At 69.0% G+C, this 16,166-nt stretch carries 10 protein-coding genes; all 10 read left to right on the plus strand.

The features are described from left to right. Positions 1 to 78 precede the first annotated feature (78 nt). The 10 genes from ptsP to clpB all read left to right on the plus strand — a co-directional run bounded on the left by ptsP (position 79) and on the right by clpB (position 16,102). Positions 79 to 2,352 (plus strand): phosphoenolpyruvate--protein phosphotransferase, encoded by a 2,274-nt coding sequence (ptsP, locus tag EV659_RS07715; protein ID WP_200288076.1) that lies wholly within the window; start codon positions 79 to 81, stop codon positions 2,350 to 2,352. A gap of 266 nt (positions 2,353 to 2,618) precedes the next feature. Beyond that, the gene (locus tag EV659_RS07720; RefSeq protein ID WP_242463678.1) at positions 2,619 to 3,638 is read left to right on the plus strand and encodes a helix-turn-helix domain-containing protein; all 1,020 of its coding nucleotides are present in this window, start codon (positions 2,619 to 2,621) and stop codon (positions 3,636 to 3,638) included. Positions 3,639 to 4,071: 433 nt separating this feature from the next. Then, entirely contained in the window at positions 4,072 to 5,205 is a 1,134-nt protein-coding gene (gene ispG, locus EV659_RS07725; protein WP_132708289.1) for a flavodoxin-dependent (E)-4-hydroxy-3-methylbut-2-enyl-diphosphate synthase, read from the plus strand. Between the two features lie 269 nt (positions 5,206 to 5,474). Then, complete coding sequence (locus EV659_RS07730; protein WP_132708290.1) at positions 5,475 to 8,387, plus strand: autotransporter outer membrane beta-barrel domain-containing protein; 2,913 nt, start codon at positions 5,475 to 5,477, stop codon at positions 8,385 to 8,387. Positions 8,388 to 8,487: 100 nt separating this feature from the next. Next, positions 8,488 to 9,750 carry a histidine--tRNA ligase gene (gene hisS, locus EV659_RS07735; protein ID WP_132708291.1) on the plus strand — a complete coding sequence of 421 codons (1,263 nt, stop codon included), beginning with the start codon at positions 8,488 to 8,490 and terminating at the stop codon, positions 9,748 to 9,750. Positions 9,751 to 9,836: 86 nt separating this feature from the next. Next, positions 9,837 to 10,919, plus strand: a complete 1,083-nt coding sequence (prfA, locus tag EV659_RS07740; RefSeq protein WP_132708292.1) for a peptide chain release factor 1 — start codon at positions 9,837 to 9,839, stop codon at positions 10,917 to 10,919. Beyond that, complete coding sequence (gene prmC / locus EV659_RS07745; protein ID WP_207894064.1) at positions 10,916 to 11,794, plus strand: peptide chain release factor N(5)-glutamine methyltransferase; 879 nt, start codon at positions 10,916 to 10,918, stop codon at positions 11,792 to 11,794. The genes prfA and prmC overlap by 4 nt, the downstream gene beginning before the upstream one ends. A gap of 247 nt (positions 11,795 to 12,041) precedes the next feature. Further along, complete coding sequence (locus EV659_RS07750; RefSeq protein WP_184409791.1) at positions 12,042 to 12,737, plus strand: DUF4167 domain-containing protein; 696 nt, start codon at positions 12,042 to 12,044, stop codon at positions 12,735 to 12,737. Between the two features lie 234 nt (positions 12,738 to 12,971). Further along, complete coding sequence (sugE, locus tag EV659_RS07755; RefSeq protein ID WP_132708294.1) at positions 12,972 to 13,292, plus strand: quaternary ammonium compound efflux SMR transporter SugE; 321 nt, start codon at positions 12,972 to 12,974, stop codon at positions 13,290 to 13,292. 197 nt (positions 13,293 to 13,489) lie between these two features. Beyond that, positions 13,490 to 16,102 (plus strand): ATP-dependent chaperone ClpB, encoded by a 2,613-nt coding sequence (gene clpB / locus EV659_RS07760; RefSeq protein ID WP_132708295.1) that lies wholly within the window; start codon positions 13,490 to 13,492, stop codon positions 16,100 to 16,102. Positions 16,103 to 16,166 lie beyond the last annotated feature (64 nt).

The raw sequence follows: 16,166 nt of genomic DNA on the forward strand, positions 1-16,166 counted from the left end.
CAGGGTCCCGCCGCGCGGGCGCGCGGCATCCGCGCCGGCCGCGGCCGGCCTGTCCACCCGGCAAGAGGAACCGACGCCTTGACAGATCTGCCGAGCCGTCCGCGTTTGTTGCTGCGCCAACTCCACCAGGTGATGGCGGGGCAGGGCTCGGCGCAGGAGCGGCTCGACAAGCTGGTCGGCGTGATCGCGCGCAACATGGTCGCCGAGGTGTGCTCGGTCTATCTGACGCGCGCCGGCAACATCCTCGAACTGTTCGCCACCGAGGGGCTCAAGGCCGAAGCGGTGCACAACACCCGGCTGCGCGTCGGCGAGGGGCTGGTCGGTCTGATCGCCCAGCAGGCGGCGCCCTTGAAGCTGTCGGAGGCGTCCGAGCATCCGCGCTTCGCCTATCGCCCCGAGACCGGCGAGGAGCTCTATCATTCGCTGTTGGGCGTGCCGATCATCCGCTCGGGCCGGGTGCACGGCGTCCTGGTGGTGCAGAACATCGCCCGCCGGCGCTATGCCGACGAGGAGGTGGAGGCGTTGCAGACCGTCTCCATGGTGCTCGCCGAACTGCTCGGCTCGGGCGACCTGGTGGAGCCGTCGGAATTGCAGGACGACGCCGCTGCCGCGCTCGGCGCGCCGGTGACCCTCGACGGCCGGGTGCTGTCGGCCGGCATCGCCATCGGCACGGCGGTGCTGCACGAACCCCGGGTGCAGATCACCCGGCTCTTGGCCGACGACGTGGAGGCCGAACGCGACCGGCTGTCGGCCGGGCTCGACCAGTTGAAGCAGGACTTCGACGCGATGATCCGGGCCATGGACCCCGGCGGCGGCGCGCACCGCGAGATCCTCGAAACCTTTCGCATGTTCGCTCATGACAAGGGCTGGCAGCGGCGCATCGAGGACGCGATCCTGTCCGGCCTGTCGGCCGAGGCGGCGGTCGAACGGGTGCAGCAGCAAAACCGCAGCCGGCTGAGCCAGTCCGAAGACCCCTATCTGCGCCAGCGCATCCAGGATCTGGACGACATCTCGCACCGGCTGATCCGCATCCTGACCGGGCGCCAGCGCACCGCGGCCTATGACCTGTTGCCCGAGGCGGCGGTGTTGGTGGCGCGCACGCTCGGCCCGGCCGAGTTGATGGACTATGACCGCGACCGTCTGGCCGGGGTGATCCTGGAGGACGGCGCGCCGACCGCCCATATGAGCATCGTCGCGCGTGCCATGGGGCTGCCGGTGCTCGGCAATGTGGAGGGTGCGCTCGGCCATGTGGAGGCGGGCGAACGGGTGATCCTGGACGCCGCCGAGGGCCACGCCTATCTGCGCCCCAGCGACGAGGTGCGCGAGACCTTCCAGCAGGCGCTCGACACCCGCCGCCGGCGGCTCGCCGAATACACCGCCGAGCGCGACCTGCCGGCGGTGACCCGCGACGGCGTGCCGATCGAATTGCTGATGAACGCCGGCCTGCTGATCGACCTGCCGCACCTGGAAGAGACCAACGCCGCCGGCATCGGCCTGTTCCGCACCGAGTTTCAGTTCATGGTCGGCTCGACGCTGCCGCGCCACACCGCCCAGCGCGACCTCTATGCCAAGGTGCTGGACACCGCCGGCGACCGGCCGGTGGTGTTCCGCACCCTCGACATCGGCGGCGACAAGCCGGTGCCGTTCCTGCCGCGCTTCGAAGAAGAGAACCCGGTGATGGGCTGGCGCGCGATCCGCATCGCGCTCGACCGGCCGGCGCTGTTGCGCCACCAGGTGCGCGCGCTGCTTGCCGCCGGCGAGGGCCGGGTGGTGCGGTTGATGTTCCCGATGGTCTCGGACGTGGCCGAGTTTCGCGCCGCGCGCGCCATCGTCGACAAGGAAGTGCGGCGCCTGGAAGCGCGCGGCCGGCCGCAGCCGGTGCGCGTGGAGGTGGGCTCGATGCTGGAGGTGCCGGCGCTCGCCTGGCAATTGCCGGCATTGTTGCGCGAGACCGATTTCATCTCCATCGGCACCAATGATTTGTTGCAGTTCTTTTACGCCTGCGACCGGTCCAACGGTCGACTTGCCGATCGCTACGATCTGTTGTGCCCGGCGGTGTTGAATTTCTTGCGCGAGATCGTCCATGCTTGCGACGCGGTCGGCGTGCCGGTCACCGTGTGCGGCGAGATGGGCGGGCGGCCGCTCGAAGCGCTGGCGCTGCTCGGCGTCGGCGTGCGGCGCTTGTCGGTGTCGGCGGCGGCCATCGGGCCGATCAAGCGGATGATCCGCTCGGTCGATCTGGGCCAGGTGAGTACCTTCCTCGCCAGTCTCGGCGACACCACCGACCATAGTCTCCGCCCGGTGTTGCGCGCCTACGCCCATGACCACGATGTGGCGTTGCCGACACTGTAGAGCCGGCCGGTCAAGTCGGGTTAGTGCCGGATTGTTAACGAATTCGTGGGATAATCTCTCCTTTCTAATGCTCGTGTCCGGTGTTAATGTTGCGAAGTTGCCGCTTAACTACACACCGCGAGATCGGGTTCGATGCTGAACGTCGCGGTTGTGCTGGATAACAATAAAATCGGGCGGATCGGCATTGACTGTCGGGAACAGAAGGGTGTGCAAGACGGATGACACAAGATCAATCGGATTGGACAAGCCAGCCGTCAGCCGCTGATATGCCGTCCGTGGGCGATCAGCTTCGTCGCGCCCGGCTTGGGGCCGGTCTAAGCCTTGAGCAGGTGGCCGCGGCCCTGAACATTCGCCGCGGTCAGCTATCCGCCCTTGAAGACGGTCGCTGCGACGACTTGCCGGCCGCCGCCTTCGCGCTTGGCTTCGTGCGCGCCTATGCCGGCTGGCTCGGCCTCGACGTGACCGCCCTGGCCGACCAGTACAAGGCGGAACGGGCCATGGCGACCATGCCGACCCAACTCACCTTCAAAGAGCCGGAAGCACCGCGCCGGCCGATGCCGGGCTTCGCGGTGCTGGCCAGCAGCATGGCGGCCGCGGTGATGCTTTACTTCGGCGTCGTCAAGGACGATGGCGACGGCGCTCAGGCGCGCACCGCCGGCGGCGGCGAGGTGACGGTGGCGTCCTCGGCCGGCTTCGAACCCGCCGTCGATCGCCGTCCGGTCGAGCCGCGTCCGGCCGATCTCCAGACCGCCGGACGACGCGACCGGGCGACCGTGCAACCGGCGCACGCCACTGCGGCGGCGGAGCCTATGGCGACGCCGGCGGTGCAGCGCGTGCTCGCCCCGCCCCGTTCGGCGTTCACCCGGGACAGCGCCATGGCGGCGCGCGCTGACCGGGGCGCGGTCGTCGCGCCGGGGGCGTCGGGTGCGGATCGCGGCGCCGCGGCGTCGGCGGCCCGGCCGTTGTCGGCTGCGACCGCGGATCGTCCGGCTGTGTCCCTGACGCCCGGCGACGATGTTTGGCTGCTCGAAGCGACCGATGCGGTCTGGGTCCAGGTGACCGGCACCGAACAGGCCGATCTGTTCTCCGGCCTTCTCAAGCCCGGCCAGCGCCGGCTTGTGCCGGTGGAGGACGGCCGCGCGCTGACCGTATCCAACGCTCAGGCGTTGGTCGTGCGACGCGGCGACGAGGTCTATCGGGAGCTCGGCGGCTACGGCAAGGTGCTTGAAGACGTGGCGCTCGACCGCGACTCCCTGCAATCATTGGCCCAGATCGCCCTGCGCTGACCGACCGCACATCGCCATGGTGTCGGCTCTCGGCACGGCGAGCCGGCAAGCTGAGCGGCCGGGCCGGGGTGTCGGGGGTCGCGGGCTTGCCAGCGCGTTGGGCGGTTCGGTCGGCGGTCTTGTGGCGATCAATCCAGTGTCAGCCTCTCGCAACTCATTGGCAAGGGTGGGGTTTTTTGGGTGGGCTCGGTCATGGGCCAGGGCTGGACCGATGACCAAAGGGCGCTCGCACCGGGCGCGCCGTGTGGCCGTTGGTGCGGTGCGCTCGCAACAGCGCGCTTGACCGCCCGGGCCGAACGGCTCATGTGTGCGCCCACCGCCTGCTCGCCGGTGCCCAAGCTCCGGACGGTCTTCTTGAAACCGTCATGGTGGCGTGTTACCGCGAGTGGTAATCGAGACCTTCTTCGTCTGGAATACGGGAGTTGATCAGACCATGTCGGTTCGGCCCTATCGCGATATCCATCGCCGCGACTGCCGCAAGATTTATGTGGGCGACGTGCCCGTCGGCGGCGATGCGCCGATCACCGTGCAGTCGATGACCACCTCCCTGACCCATGACGTCAAGGCGACCATGGAGCAGATCCGGCGGTTGGAAGAGGCCGGCGCCGACATCGTGCGGGTGTCGTGCCCGGACAAGGAGTCGACCGCCGCGCTCAAGGAGATCACCGCCCAGGCCAAGGTGCCGATCGTCGCCGACATCCACTTCCACTACAAGCGCGCGCTGGAAGCCGCCGACAATGGTGCGGCGTGCCTGCGCATCAATCCGGGCAATATCGGCAGCCACGACCGGGTGCAGGAAGTGGTGCGTGCGGCCAAGGCCAATGGCTGTTCGATCCGCATCGGCGTCAACGCCGGGTCGCTGGAGCGGCACTTGCTGGAGAAGTATGGCGAGCCGTGCCCCGAAGCGATGGTCGAAAGCGCGCTCGAACATATCAAGGTGCTGGAAGACGCCGATTTCTTCGAGACCAAGATCAGTTGCAAGGCGTCCGACGTGTTCCTGGGCGTGGCGGCTTATACGCAACTGGCCGATGCTTGCGACTATCCCCTGCATCTGGGCATCACCGAGGCGGGCGCGCTGCGCGACGGCACGGTCAAGTCGTCGATCGGGCTCGGGATGCTGCTGTGGTCGGGCATCGGCGACACCATCCGGGTGTCGCTGTCGGCCGACCCGGTCGAAGAGATCAAGGTCGGCTATTCGATGCTCAAGTCCCTGGGGCTGCGCCACCGGGGCGTGCGCATCGTTTCGTGCCCCAGTTGCGCGCGCCAGGCATTCCCGGTGATCCAGACGGTGGAGGTGCTGGAAGAGCGGCTGTCGCACATCGCCACGCCCATGTCGCTGTCGATCATCGGCTGTGTGGTCAACGGGCCGGGCGAAGCGCGCGAGACCGATATCGGCCTGACCGGTGGCGGCAACGGCAACCATATGGTTTATCTGTCGGGCGTCACCGACCATAAGGTGAAGGACGACAAGCTGGTCGACCATATCGTCGATTTGGTCGAGAAAAAGGCCGCCGAGATCGAGGCGGCGCGCGCCGAAGCCCAGGGCGGCGTCGAGGCGGCCGAGTAACCGGCACTCTCGACCCGGCGCCCAAGCACCAGCTCAAGCGCAAGCACCAGCGCAAGCGCCAGCTCAAGTGCGGGCCCAAGCGCGCGGCCTCCGGTGGGTTCCGGCGCGGGCGCAAGCGCGAACCGGGGCCGGGTCTTTCGGTCCGACGCCGGATTCTGTGGCGAAACCCGTTGGGCGGCGCCCCCGGGGTCGATGGCTTTGGGGGTTTCGCCGCGGGCTCGGATCGTTTAGCGAAGACGGCGGTTTTGATCTGCGAAAGGACCCGCCGCATGGCTGCCGTCTTCTCTCGCTGCGGTGTCGCCCGCCGCCGCGCCGTCTCCGTTCTTGCCGTTTGTGTCGCTGCCGGGGCCGCCTTGCACCCCGCCGCCGCCGATGACCTGGAGGTCGACGGCGCGCGTGAAGAGCCGGTGCGCACCTCCGACCTGGACGGCACCGGCCCGGGCGATTTGAGCGTGCTCAGCAGCGGTCGGATCACCGTGGACACGGCAACGGCGGTGTTCCTGGATTCCGACAATCTGCTCAGCAATGCCGGCACCATCGAAAGCTCGGGCTTCCCCGACGCGGTGGTGATCGACGTGGATACCGGCGCTGACGGCATCACCAGCGGCATCAAGAACACCGGCACGATCCGGGTGGTCGCCACCCAGGACAATCCGGTCAGCGGCGCCAACCGGGGCATCGCCATCCACGGCGACGGCGGGTTCACCGGCGACCTGACCAATGGCGGCGCCGGCACCATTGCCGTGTCGGGGGCGGGCAGCGTCGCCATCGATGTGGCCGCCGACATCGACGGCGCATTCCGCAACGAGGGCACCGTCAGTGCGTCGGGCGACGGCAGCATCGCGGTTCGCGCTGCCGCCGACCTCGGTCGTGGCTATACCAATGTGGGCCGCACCACGGCGGCGGCGGCCGATGGTAGCGCCACCGCCGTGCAGATCGACGACAATGGCGCCATGAACCGACTGCTCAACAATGGCGACATGCTGGTCGAGATCGCCAATAGCGGCGAGACGGCCGGCCGTGCCGTGGGCGTCGAGGTGCTGGAAGGCGGCGTGCTGCCCCGTCTGGAGAACAACGGCCAATTGGCGGTCGCCGCCACCGGTGCGGCCACCGAGGCGGTCGCCATCGTCGACCGCAGCGGCACGCTGAGCGAACTGGTCAACCGCGGCACGATCCGGGCCGAGTTGACCGGCGCCGGCGACACCCGCCCGGTGGCCATCGACCTGTCGGCCAATACCACCGGCGTGACCGTGGCCAACACCGGGCGCTTCTTCGGGACCGACGACGACGATGAAGATGGCGCGTTCACCTTCGGCGCCGCCCAGATCCGCGGCGACGTGGTGCTGGGCTCGGGCGGCGACGAGGTGACCTTTACCGGCGCCACGTCCGTTGGGCGGATCGACTTCGGCGCTGGCGATAACAGCTTCACCCTGACCACCCTGGCCGGCACCGGCGACGCCGAGGGCGAGGTGCGCGGCTCGCAGGCCAGCGGCCGGTTCACCTTCGGCGCCGGCAACGACACGGTGCGCGTCAGCGGTTCGACCCTGTTGGGAAGCGTCGACCTGGGCAGCGGCCAGAACAGCGTCGCCCTGACCGACGACGCGGTGTTCAGCGGCACGCTGGTGGGCGGCACCGACACCTCCCTGCTGGTTGACGGGGCATCGCTCGGGCTTACCGGGCGCACCGGCGCGCAGGTGGCCGAGGCGCAATTGTTGGGCGAGTCGCGCCTGTCGGTGGCCGTGTTCACCGAGGACGGCACCGCCGCGACGCTTGATGCCGGGCGCCGGTTGACCACCAGCGACGCGCTCGACGTGTCGGTGGCGTTCGACAATCTGCCCGTCGACGGCGCGCAGTATGTGCTGTCCACCGCCGACACCATCGATTTCACCGGCGATCTGGCCGCGGTCGATTTCAGTTCCAACGTCACCGACCTGTTGTTCGAGACCAGCCTGTCCCTGGCCGAAGGTACGCGCGACGCGTTGTTGGTCTCGGTCAACCGGCGCAGCAACGCCGATCTGGATATCAATCCCTCCCAAGGGCTGGTGCTGGACGCGGTGTTGCCGGCGACCGCCGACGACGCGGCCTTGGGGCTCGCTATCGGCGGGATCGAGGACGCCGCCGGGCTGGGCACCGCGCTCGACCAGCTGTCGCCGCAATACACCGGCGCGGTGCGGACGGCGGCGCTGATGGGCCAGGCCATGGGCTATGGCGCGGTGGCCCGCCGGTTGGATGCGGTGCGCGGTTTCGACCGCTACGCCGCCGCGCAGTTCGACACCGACCAGCCGATGTCCGCCGACGAGCGCGTGCTGCGCCGCGACCGCGAGCGACGCTTCGGCCTGTGGGGCCAGCAATTGCTGCAATTGATGGACCGCGACGGGCTCGACAACCGGCCGGGCTATGACGGCTATGCCCTGGGTTTCGCGGTCGGCGTCGACTTCCCGTTCTTCGGCCTCGACGCGTTGGGGGTCAGCTTCACGCAGATCTTCTCCGAGACCAAGGAGGACGTGACCGCCGACGGCGACCTGTTCGGGTCGAGCAGCCAGTTCACCCTCTATGGCAGCTATTCGCTCGGCGGCTTCTTCATCGACGCCATGGGCGGCATCGGCCTCAACGACTATGAGAACAGCCGCGAGGTGACCGCGGGCAACCTCAACCGGGTCTATGACAGCGACTGGAACGCCACCCAGTTGCTCGGCAGCGGCCGCATCGGCTACCGCGCGCAACTGGGCCGGTTCGGCCTGACCCTGAGCGGCGACGCCTTCTACACCAAGCTCGACGAGGACGGCTATACCGAGCGCCTGAGCGTCGACGGCAACGACAACGACCCCGACAATCTCACCGTGTTGACCGTCGACGGGCGCGACACCACCTCGTTCCGGGTCGGCGCGCGGGCGGTGCTCGATGCCGAGTTCCAATGGTCGCGCACCACCAAGGTGATCCCGGTGCTGCGCGGCGGTATCCTGACCGAGTTGGAAGACGACCCGGTGCGCACGGTGGCGCGCTTCAATGGCGGCGACCCGTTCACGCTCGAAGGCCGGATCGGTGACGAGACCACCCTGCTCGGCGGGGCCAGCGTGGTGTTCCAGTCGGGCTACGGCTCGCTGTCGATCGACTATGACATCGAATATGCCGACGACTTCACCGCCCATACCTCGGGCATCACCTTCCGGCTCGAATTCTGATCGGCGGGTGGCCTTTGCATCGGGGCGTCCCTCGTCTCGACACCGCCGGGCGGATCGGTTAGCACAGCCCCGACCGTTTCTCCCGTATCCGAGTAGGCCCATGTCCAAACTGCAACCCGTGCGCGGCACCCGGGACATCTTCGGCGAAGACGCCCGGCGCATGGCCCATGTGCGCCGCACCTTCGCTCGCGTCGCCGAAACCTACGGCTTCGACGAGATCGCGACCCCGGTGTTCGAGTTCACCGAGGTGTTCAAGCGCACCCTTGGCGACACCTCCGACGTGGTCACCAAGGAGATGTACACCTTCGAGGACCGCTCGGGCGACGAGATCACCCTGCGCCCGGAGATGACCGCCGGGGTGGCGCGCGCCTATCTGTCCAACGGCATGGCCGCCCAAGGCACCGTGCGGCTCTATGGCCACGGCCCGATGTTCCGCCACGAGCGCCCGCAAAAGGGCCGCTATCGGCAATTCCACCAGATCGACGCCGAGATCATCGGCGACCCCAGCCCGCAGGCCGACATCGAACTGCTGGCCATGGCCTGGCAGTTGCTGACCGAGCTCGGCCTGGCCCAAGCCACCGTGCTGCATGTCAACACGCTCGGCGACCCGGAAAGCCGTCAGTCCTACCGCGCCGCGCTGGTCGACTATTTCAGCCAGCACAAGGACCGGCTGAGCGACGACAGCCGGACCCGGCTGGAGCGCAACCCGCTGCGCATCCTTGACAGCAAGGACGCGGGCGACCGGGCGCTGGTCGAAGACGCGCCGCGCTTCGCCGACCATCTGACCCCGGCGGCGGTGGCGTTCTTCGAGACCGTGTGCGCCGGCCTCGGCCGCTTGGGCATTCCCTATACCTACGACCAGCGGCTGGTGCGCGGGCTCGACTATTACGCCCACACCGCGTTCGAGTTCATCACCACCGCGCTTGGCGCCCAGGGCACGGTGCTCGCTGGCGGCCGCTATGACGGGCTGATCGAACAGATGGGCGGGCCGTCGACGCCCGGCGTCGGCTGGGCGGCGGGGATCGAGCGGCTGGGCCTGTTGCTCGACCAGGCGCCCGAGCCGGCGCGCCCGGTGTTCCTGATCCCCATGGGCGAGCCGGCGGCCGACCGCGCCCAGGTGATCGCGCGCGACCTGCGCGCCCGCGGCGTCCGGCTGGAGGTCGACTATCGCGGCAATCTCAAGAAGCGGCTCAACCGGGCCAACCGGCGCGCCGCGCGCTGGGCGGTGATCCTTGGCGACGACGAACTGGCCGAGGGTGGCGCCAGCCTGCGCGACCTGGACAGCGGCGAGCAGCGCCGGGTGGCGCTCGACGATTTGGCGGCGGTGCTGCTGGCCGACACGGCGGGCCAGACCGGGCATTAGGGACCGGGCCGCCCCGCCCGCATTGTCTCCCGCCCGTATCGTCCCCCGTGTCGCCCGATGAGGGCTCAAGCTGAAGGCCAGGCCCGATGATCCCCGACGAGAAAATACAGACCCTGTTCGACCGCTACGACGAACTTCAGCACCGGTTGAACGACCCGGCGGCGGCCGGCGACGGCGCGTCGTTCGCGCAATTGTCCAAGGAATTGTCCGATCTGGACCCGGTGGTCGCCTGCGCCCGGCGTCTGCGCGAAACGGCGGCTGAAATCGTCGACTTGAAGGCCATGGCCGAGACCGAAACCGGCGAGATGCGCGACCTGGCGCATGAGGAACTGCGCGCCGCCCGGGATCGCCACGAGGCGCTCGAAGGCGAGTTGAAGCTGCTGCTGTTGCCCAAGGACGCCGCCGACGACCGCCCGGCGATCCTGGAAATCCGCGCCGGCACCGGCGGCGATGAGGCGGCGTTGTTCGCCGGCGACCTGTTCCGCATGTACACCAACTATGCCGGCGAACAGGGCTGGAAGGTGGAGCTTCTGTCGGCCTCGCCGGGAGAGGTGGGCGGCTTTAAGGAGGTGGTCGCCAACATCGCCGGGCGCGGCGTGTTCGCCAAGCTCAAGTTCGAGTCCGGCGTGCACCGGGTGCAGCGGGTGCCGGCGACCGAGTCGGGCGGGCGTATCCACACCTCGGCGGCGACCGTCGCGGTGTTGCCCGAACCCGAAGCGGTCGACGTGTCGATCGACGACAAGGACTTGCGCATCGACGTGTTCCGCGCCTCAGGTCCCGGCGGTCAGTCGGTCAACACCACCGACTCGGCGGTGCGCATCACCCACATCCCCACCGGGATCGTCGTCCAGCAGCAGGACGAAAAGTCCCAGCACAAAAACAAGGACAAGGCCATGCGGGTGCTGCGCGCCCGGCTGTTCGACGCCGAACGCGCCAAGGTGGAGGCCGAACGCGCCGACGCGCGCCGCGCCCAGGTGGGCTCGGGCGACCGGTCGGAACGCATCCGCACCTACAATTTCCCCCAAGGCCGGGTCACCGACCACCGCATCAACCTGACCCTGCACAAGCTCGACCAGATCGTCGCCGGGCCGGGCTTGGCCGATGTGGTCGATGCGCTGATGGCCGAGGACCAGGCGGCGCGCCTGGCGCATCTGGAACAGGGCGGGTGAGCGACCGGCCGACGCCGGCACCGGTGCGCGCGCAGGCGCTGTTGCGCGACGCCGCCCGGCGGCTGAACGCGGCGGGTATCGACACCGCGCGGCTCGACGCCGAGGTGCTGTTGGCCCATGTCCTGGGCACCGAGCGGCTGGCCCTGCTGCTCGACACCGAGCGGCCGGTGCCCGGGGACCGGGCCGCCGCCTTCGACGCCTGTGTGGCCCGCCGCGCCGCGCGCGTGCCGGTGGCGCAGATCGTCGGCCGGCGCGAGTTCTGGGGGCTCGATTTCGTCGTCGGCCCGGACGTGCTGACGCCGCGCCCGGACAGCGAAACGGTGGTCGCCGCGGCCCTCGACCGGGTGCCGGGCGGGCGGGCTCGCCGGGTTTGCGATCTGGGCACCGGCAGCGGCTGTCTGTTGTTGGCCCTGCTCAGCGAATGGCCTGACGCCCTTGGCCTGGGCATTGACCGCAGCGGCGCGGCGCTGGCCGTGGCGCGCGCGAACGCCGCCACCTTGGGCCTGTCCGGTCGGGTTTCCTGGGTCGAGGCCGATTGGTTTCCCCCCGCCGAGGCGGCGGCGGCGCGCTTCGACGTGATCGTGTCCAACCCGCCCTACATCCCCAGCGCCGAGATTGCCGGGCTGGCCGCCGAGGTGCGCGACCATGAGCCGCGCGGTGCGCTCGACGGCGGGGCGGACGGGCTTGACGCCTATCGCCGGCTCGCCGCCTTGGTGCCCGACCGGCTGGCACCGGGCGGCGTGTGCGTGCTCGAAGTGGGGGCGGGGCAGGCGGCGGCGGTCGAGGCGCTGTTCAGGGCCGCCGGCCTGATGCCCGCCGGGATCGAGCCGGATCTGGCCGGGGTGGCGCGCGCCGTGGCCATGCGGGCGCCCTGAAAAACGGTCCAGAATCGGTTTCTGGGAGACCGAAAACCGTTGGCAGCGGGGGTGAAAATCGCTAGGGTGCCCGCCGAGGCCAACGCCCAAGCGGGCATCATTCCCGCCGCTTCGTTGATGATCAGATGATCCAACACCGCGCTTTACCGCCCATTCGGCGGGCCGCGGGCGGCTCGACGGCCCGGAACACTGCTTCCAAAAACCAGAGTGGCTCTGTTTCATGAATAACGGACAAAATGCCCGCCGCGTGCGTGCGAAGTCTAACAATAAGCGCCCGAGCAACAAACGGTCCAACACGGCCGCGCGGATCGACAGCCGGGTCAAGGGTAACCCCAAGCAGTTGATGGAGAAGTATCGCTCGCTGGGCGAGGACGCCCTGCAGGCCGGCGATCGGATCGAGGCGGAAAACTACTTTCAGTATTCCGACCACTATCAACGCGTGCTGAATGAGCGGAATGGCCTGTCCACCGGCTTGTTCGACGACCGCGACGCGGATCAGCCCGGACGCGGCGGCGGTCGCCCGCGGGGCGGGGAGCGTCCCGCCGCCGAACGCCAAAGTGAGCGCCAGGGCGAGCGCCAAGCCGATGGCGATGCCGAGCGCGATGCCGGTGCGGCCGACCAGCCCAAGCCGCGCCGGCGCCGGCGTCCGCAGCCGGCCGAAACCGGGGGCGATACCGAGGCCGGCCAGCCCGAAGAACGGCGTGCCCAGCGCGAAATGGCCAACGGTCCGCGGGCCGATGCGGCGCCGGCTGCCGACGCGGCGGACGATGCCGCGCCGCGCAAGCGCCGTCCGGGGCGGCCGCGCAAGGCGCTGTCGGTCGATGGCGGCGCCCAGGAGGCACCGGCCGGCGACACCCAGGCCAGCGAAGCGCCCGCTGCCGACCAGTCCGCCGGCGCCGAGCAACCGCACCTCAACCTCGGCGGGGGTGAAGCCGTCGCCTGACCCTTTACGGTTCGCGGTGGCTTGGCTCTCTCGCAGTGCCGGGCACCACTGGCCCGTCGACGCGGTGTCTCGCCCCGTTGGGGGCGGTGTGGCGGCATCCGCCGCGCGTCGCCGCTGGTCCCGTCGCCGCCGGTTCCATCGGGATCGACACGGGGCCGCAATCCGCCCGGGGACGACCCCGGCGCGTTGGCAAATCGGATGGGGACGACCCCATCGCCATTCCGGGAGGCGGTCATGGCGTGGGTGGTGCTTTTCGTCGCCGGCCTGTTTGAAGTGGCCTGGGCTGTAGGCCTAAAATTCACCGACGGGTTCACGCGCTTGTGGCCGACGCTTTGGACGCTGGCCACAATGGCGGTCAGTTTCGCGCTGCTCGGCCTGGCCCTGCGGGCGCTGCCGCTGGGTACCGCCTATGCGGTCTGGACCGGCATCGGCACGGTCGGCACGGCGGCGCTTGGTATGGTCTTGTTCGACGAACCCGCCGAAGCCGGGCGGCTTGCCTGCATCGCGGCGATCGTCGCCGGCATCGTCGGGCTCAAGCTGCTGTCGCCTAGCTGAGCGGCGCTCCGCGGCGGGCAAAAAACGCTCTCGAAACCTTGTGTTGCCTATTCGCAACACCCATCTCTTCAGAGGTCCGGCCCGGGCGGGTCCTGCCCCGCGCCACTCCAAATTGACAAGGCCGGACCACCTGTCGAACCGGGCGCGGGCATCGCCGCCACCATGGGGTGCCGCGCCGAGCAAGGGGTCGAGACGCCATGAATATCGAGAAGTATACCGAGCGCTGTCAGGGGCTCATCCAAGAGGCGCAGCAACTGGCGCTGCGCCGCAACCACCAGAAATTCACCCCCGAACATATCCTGGCCACCCTGTTGGCCGACGATCAGGGGCTCGCCACCAATTTGATCGCCGACGCCGGCGGCCGTGCCGACGAGGCGCGCCAGGCCGTCGATCTGGCGGTCGACAAGCTGCCGCGCGTGGAAGGCAGCGGTGCGGGGCAGCTTTATCTGGAACCGGCGACCGCGCGGCTGTTCGACCAGGCCGAGCAACTGGCTGCCAAGGCCGGCGACAGCTTCGTCACCGCCGAGCGGTTGTTGCTGGCCGTTGCCATGGACGCCCAGACCGAGGCGGGCCGTGCGCTCAAGGCCGCCGGGGTGACGCCGCAATCGCTCAACCAGGCGATCGAGCGGCTGCGCAAGGGGCGCACCGCCGACAGCCGGTCGGCCGAGGACAGCTATGACGCGCTCAAGAAATATGCCCGCGACCTGACCCAGGCGGCGGCCGACGGCAAGCTCGACCCGGTGATCGGCCGCGACGACGAGATCCGCCGCACCATCCAGGTGCTGTCGCGCCGGACCAAGAACAATCCGGTGCTGATCGGCGAGCCCGGCGTCGGCAAGACCGCGATCGCCGAGGGGCTGGCGCTGCGCATCGCCAATGGCGATGTGCCCGACGGCCTGCGCGACAAGCGGATCATGGCGCTCGACATGGGCGCGCTGATCGCCGGCGCCAAGTATCGCGGCGAGTTCGAGGAACGGCTCAAGGGCGTGCTCGAAGAGGTGACCGCGGGCGAGGGCAATATCGTCCTGTTCATCGACGAGATGCACACGCTGGTCGGTGCCGGTAAGGCCGACGGTGCCATGGACGCGTCGAACCTGCTCAAGCCGGCGCTGGCGCGTGGCGAATTGCACTGCATCGGCGCCACCACGCTCAACGAGTATCGCAAGCATGTGGAGAAGGACGCGGCGCTGGAGCGGCGTTTCCAGCCGGTGCAGGTGCACGAACCGACGCTGGTCGACACCATCTCGATCCTGCGCGGGCTGAAGGAGAAGTACGAACTGCACCACGGTATCCGCATCACCGACGCGGCCTTGGTGTCGGCGGCGACGCTGTCGGATCGCTACATCACCGACCGGTTCCTGCCCGACAAGGCGATCGACCTGATGGACGAGGCGGCGAGCCGCACGCGCATGCAGGTGGACTCGAAGCCCGAGGCCATCGAGACCCTCGACCGGCGCATCATGCAGCTCAAGATCGAGCGCGAAGCGCTGCGCAAGGAGAGCGACGCGGCGTCGAAGGAACGCCTGGAAACGCTGGAAAAGGAATTGGCCGACCTGGAGCAGCGCTCGGCCGAACTGACCGCCCAATGGCAGGCGGCGCGCGACAAGATCAAGGGCGACCAGAAGCTCAAGGAAGAACTCGACCAGGCCCGGTCCGAGCTTGAACAGGCGCAGCGGCGCGGCGACCTGACCCGGGCGGGCGAATTGAGCTATGGCGTGATCCCCGACCTGGAGCGGCGCCTCGGCGAGGCCAAGCAGGCATCGCGCGAGGCCGAGGGCGGCCTGTTGCGCGAAGAGGTCACGCAAGAGGATATCGCCCACATCGTGTCGCGCTGGACCGGCGTGCCGGTCGACAAGATGCTGGAGGGCGAGCGTGACAAGCTGTTGCGCATGGAAGAGGAACTGGGCCTCCGGGTGGTCGGCCAGCGCGAGGCCATTGAGGCGGTGTCGCACACCGTGCGCCGGGCGCGCGCCGGGCTTCAAGACCCCAACCGGCCCTTGGGCTCGTTCCTGTTCTTGGGCCCCACGGGCGTTGGCAAGACCGAACTCACCAAGACCCTGGCCGATTTCCTGTTCGACGACGAACAGGCGATGGTGCGCATCGACATGTCGGAGTTCATGGAAAAGCACGCGGTCGCGCGGTTGATCGGCGCGCCGCCGGGCTATGTGGGCTATGAGGAGGGCGGCGTGCTGACCGAGGCGGTGCGGCGCCGGCCCTACCAGGTGATCCTGTTCGACGAGGTGGAAAAGGCCCATGCCGACGTGTTCAACGTGCTCCTGCAGGTGCTCGACGACGGCCGGCTGACCGACGGCCAGGGCCATGTGGTGGATTTCTCCAACACCTTGATCATCCTGACCTCGAACCTGGGCTCCGACCTGATCGCCGCGCTGCCCGACGGCGCCGATGTGGAGGACGCCCGCGGCGGTGTGATGGAGGTGGTTCGGGCGTCGTTCCGGCCCGAATTCCTCAACCGCTTGGACGAGATCATCCTGTTCCACCGCCTGGGCCGCGACCAGATGCACGGCATCGTCGATATCCAGGTGGCGCGCGTGCAGCGTTTGCTGGACGGTCGCAAGATCCGGCTCGACCTCGACGACAGCGCGCGCGACTGGCTGGCCGAGACCGGCTATGACCCGGTCTATGGCGCCCGGCCGTTGAAGCGGGTGATCCAGCGCCATATCCAGAACCCGCTGGCCGAGGACGTGTTGCGCGGCACGGTCAAGGACGGCGCCACGGTCCGGGTCACGGCGGGCGAGGCCGGTCTGATCCTGAGCCCGGCCGAACCGGAGCCGCAAGCCGACGCGGCGTGAGCCCGGTCGCCGGCGCAAACGGGCCAAAGGCCCGGGTTCCCAACGACAAGGGGGAAGGCATAGC

The organism is Rhodothalassium salexigens DSM 2132, from assembly GCF_004341375.1.
GTDB lineage: Bacteria > Pseudomonadota > Alphaproteobacteria > Sphingomonadales > Rhodothalassiaceae > Rhodothalassium > Rhodothalassium salexigens.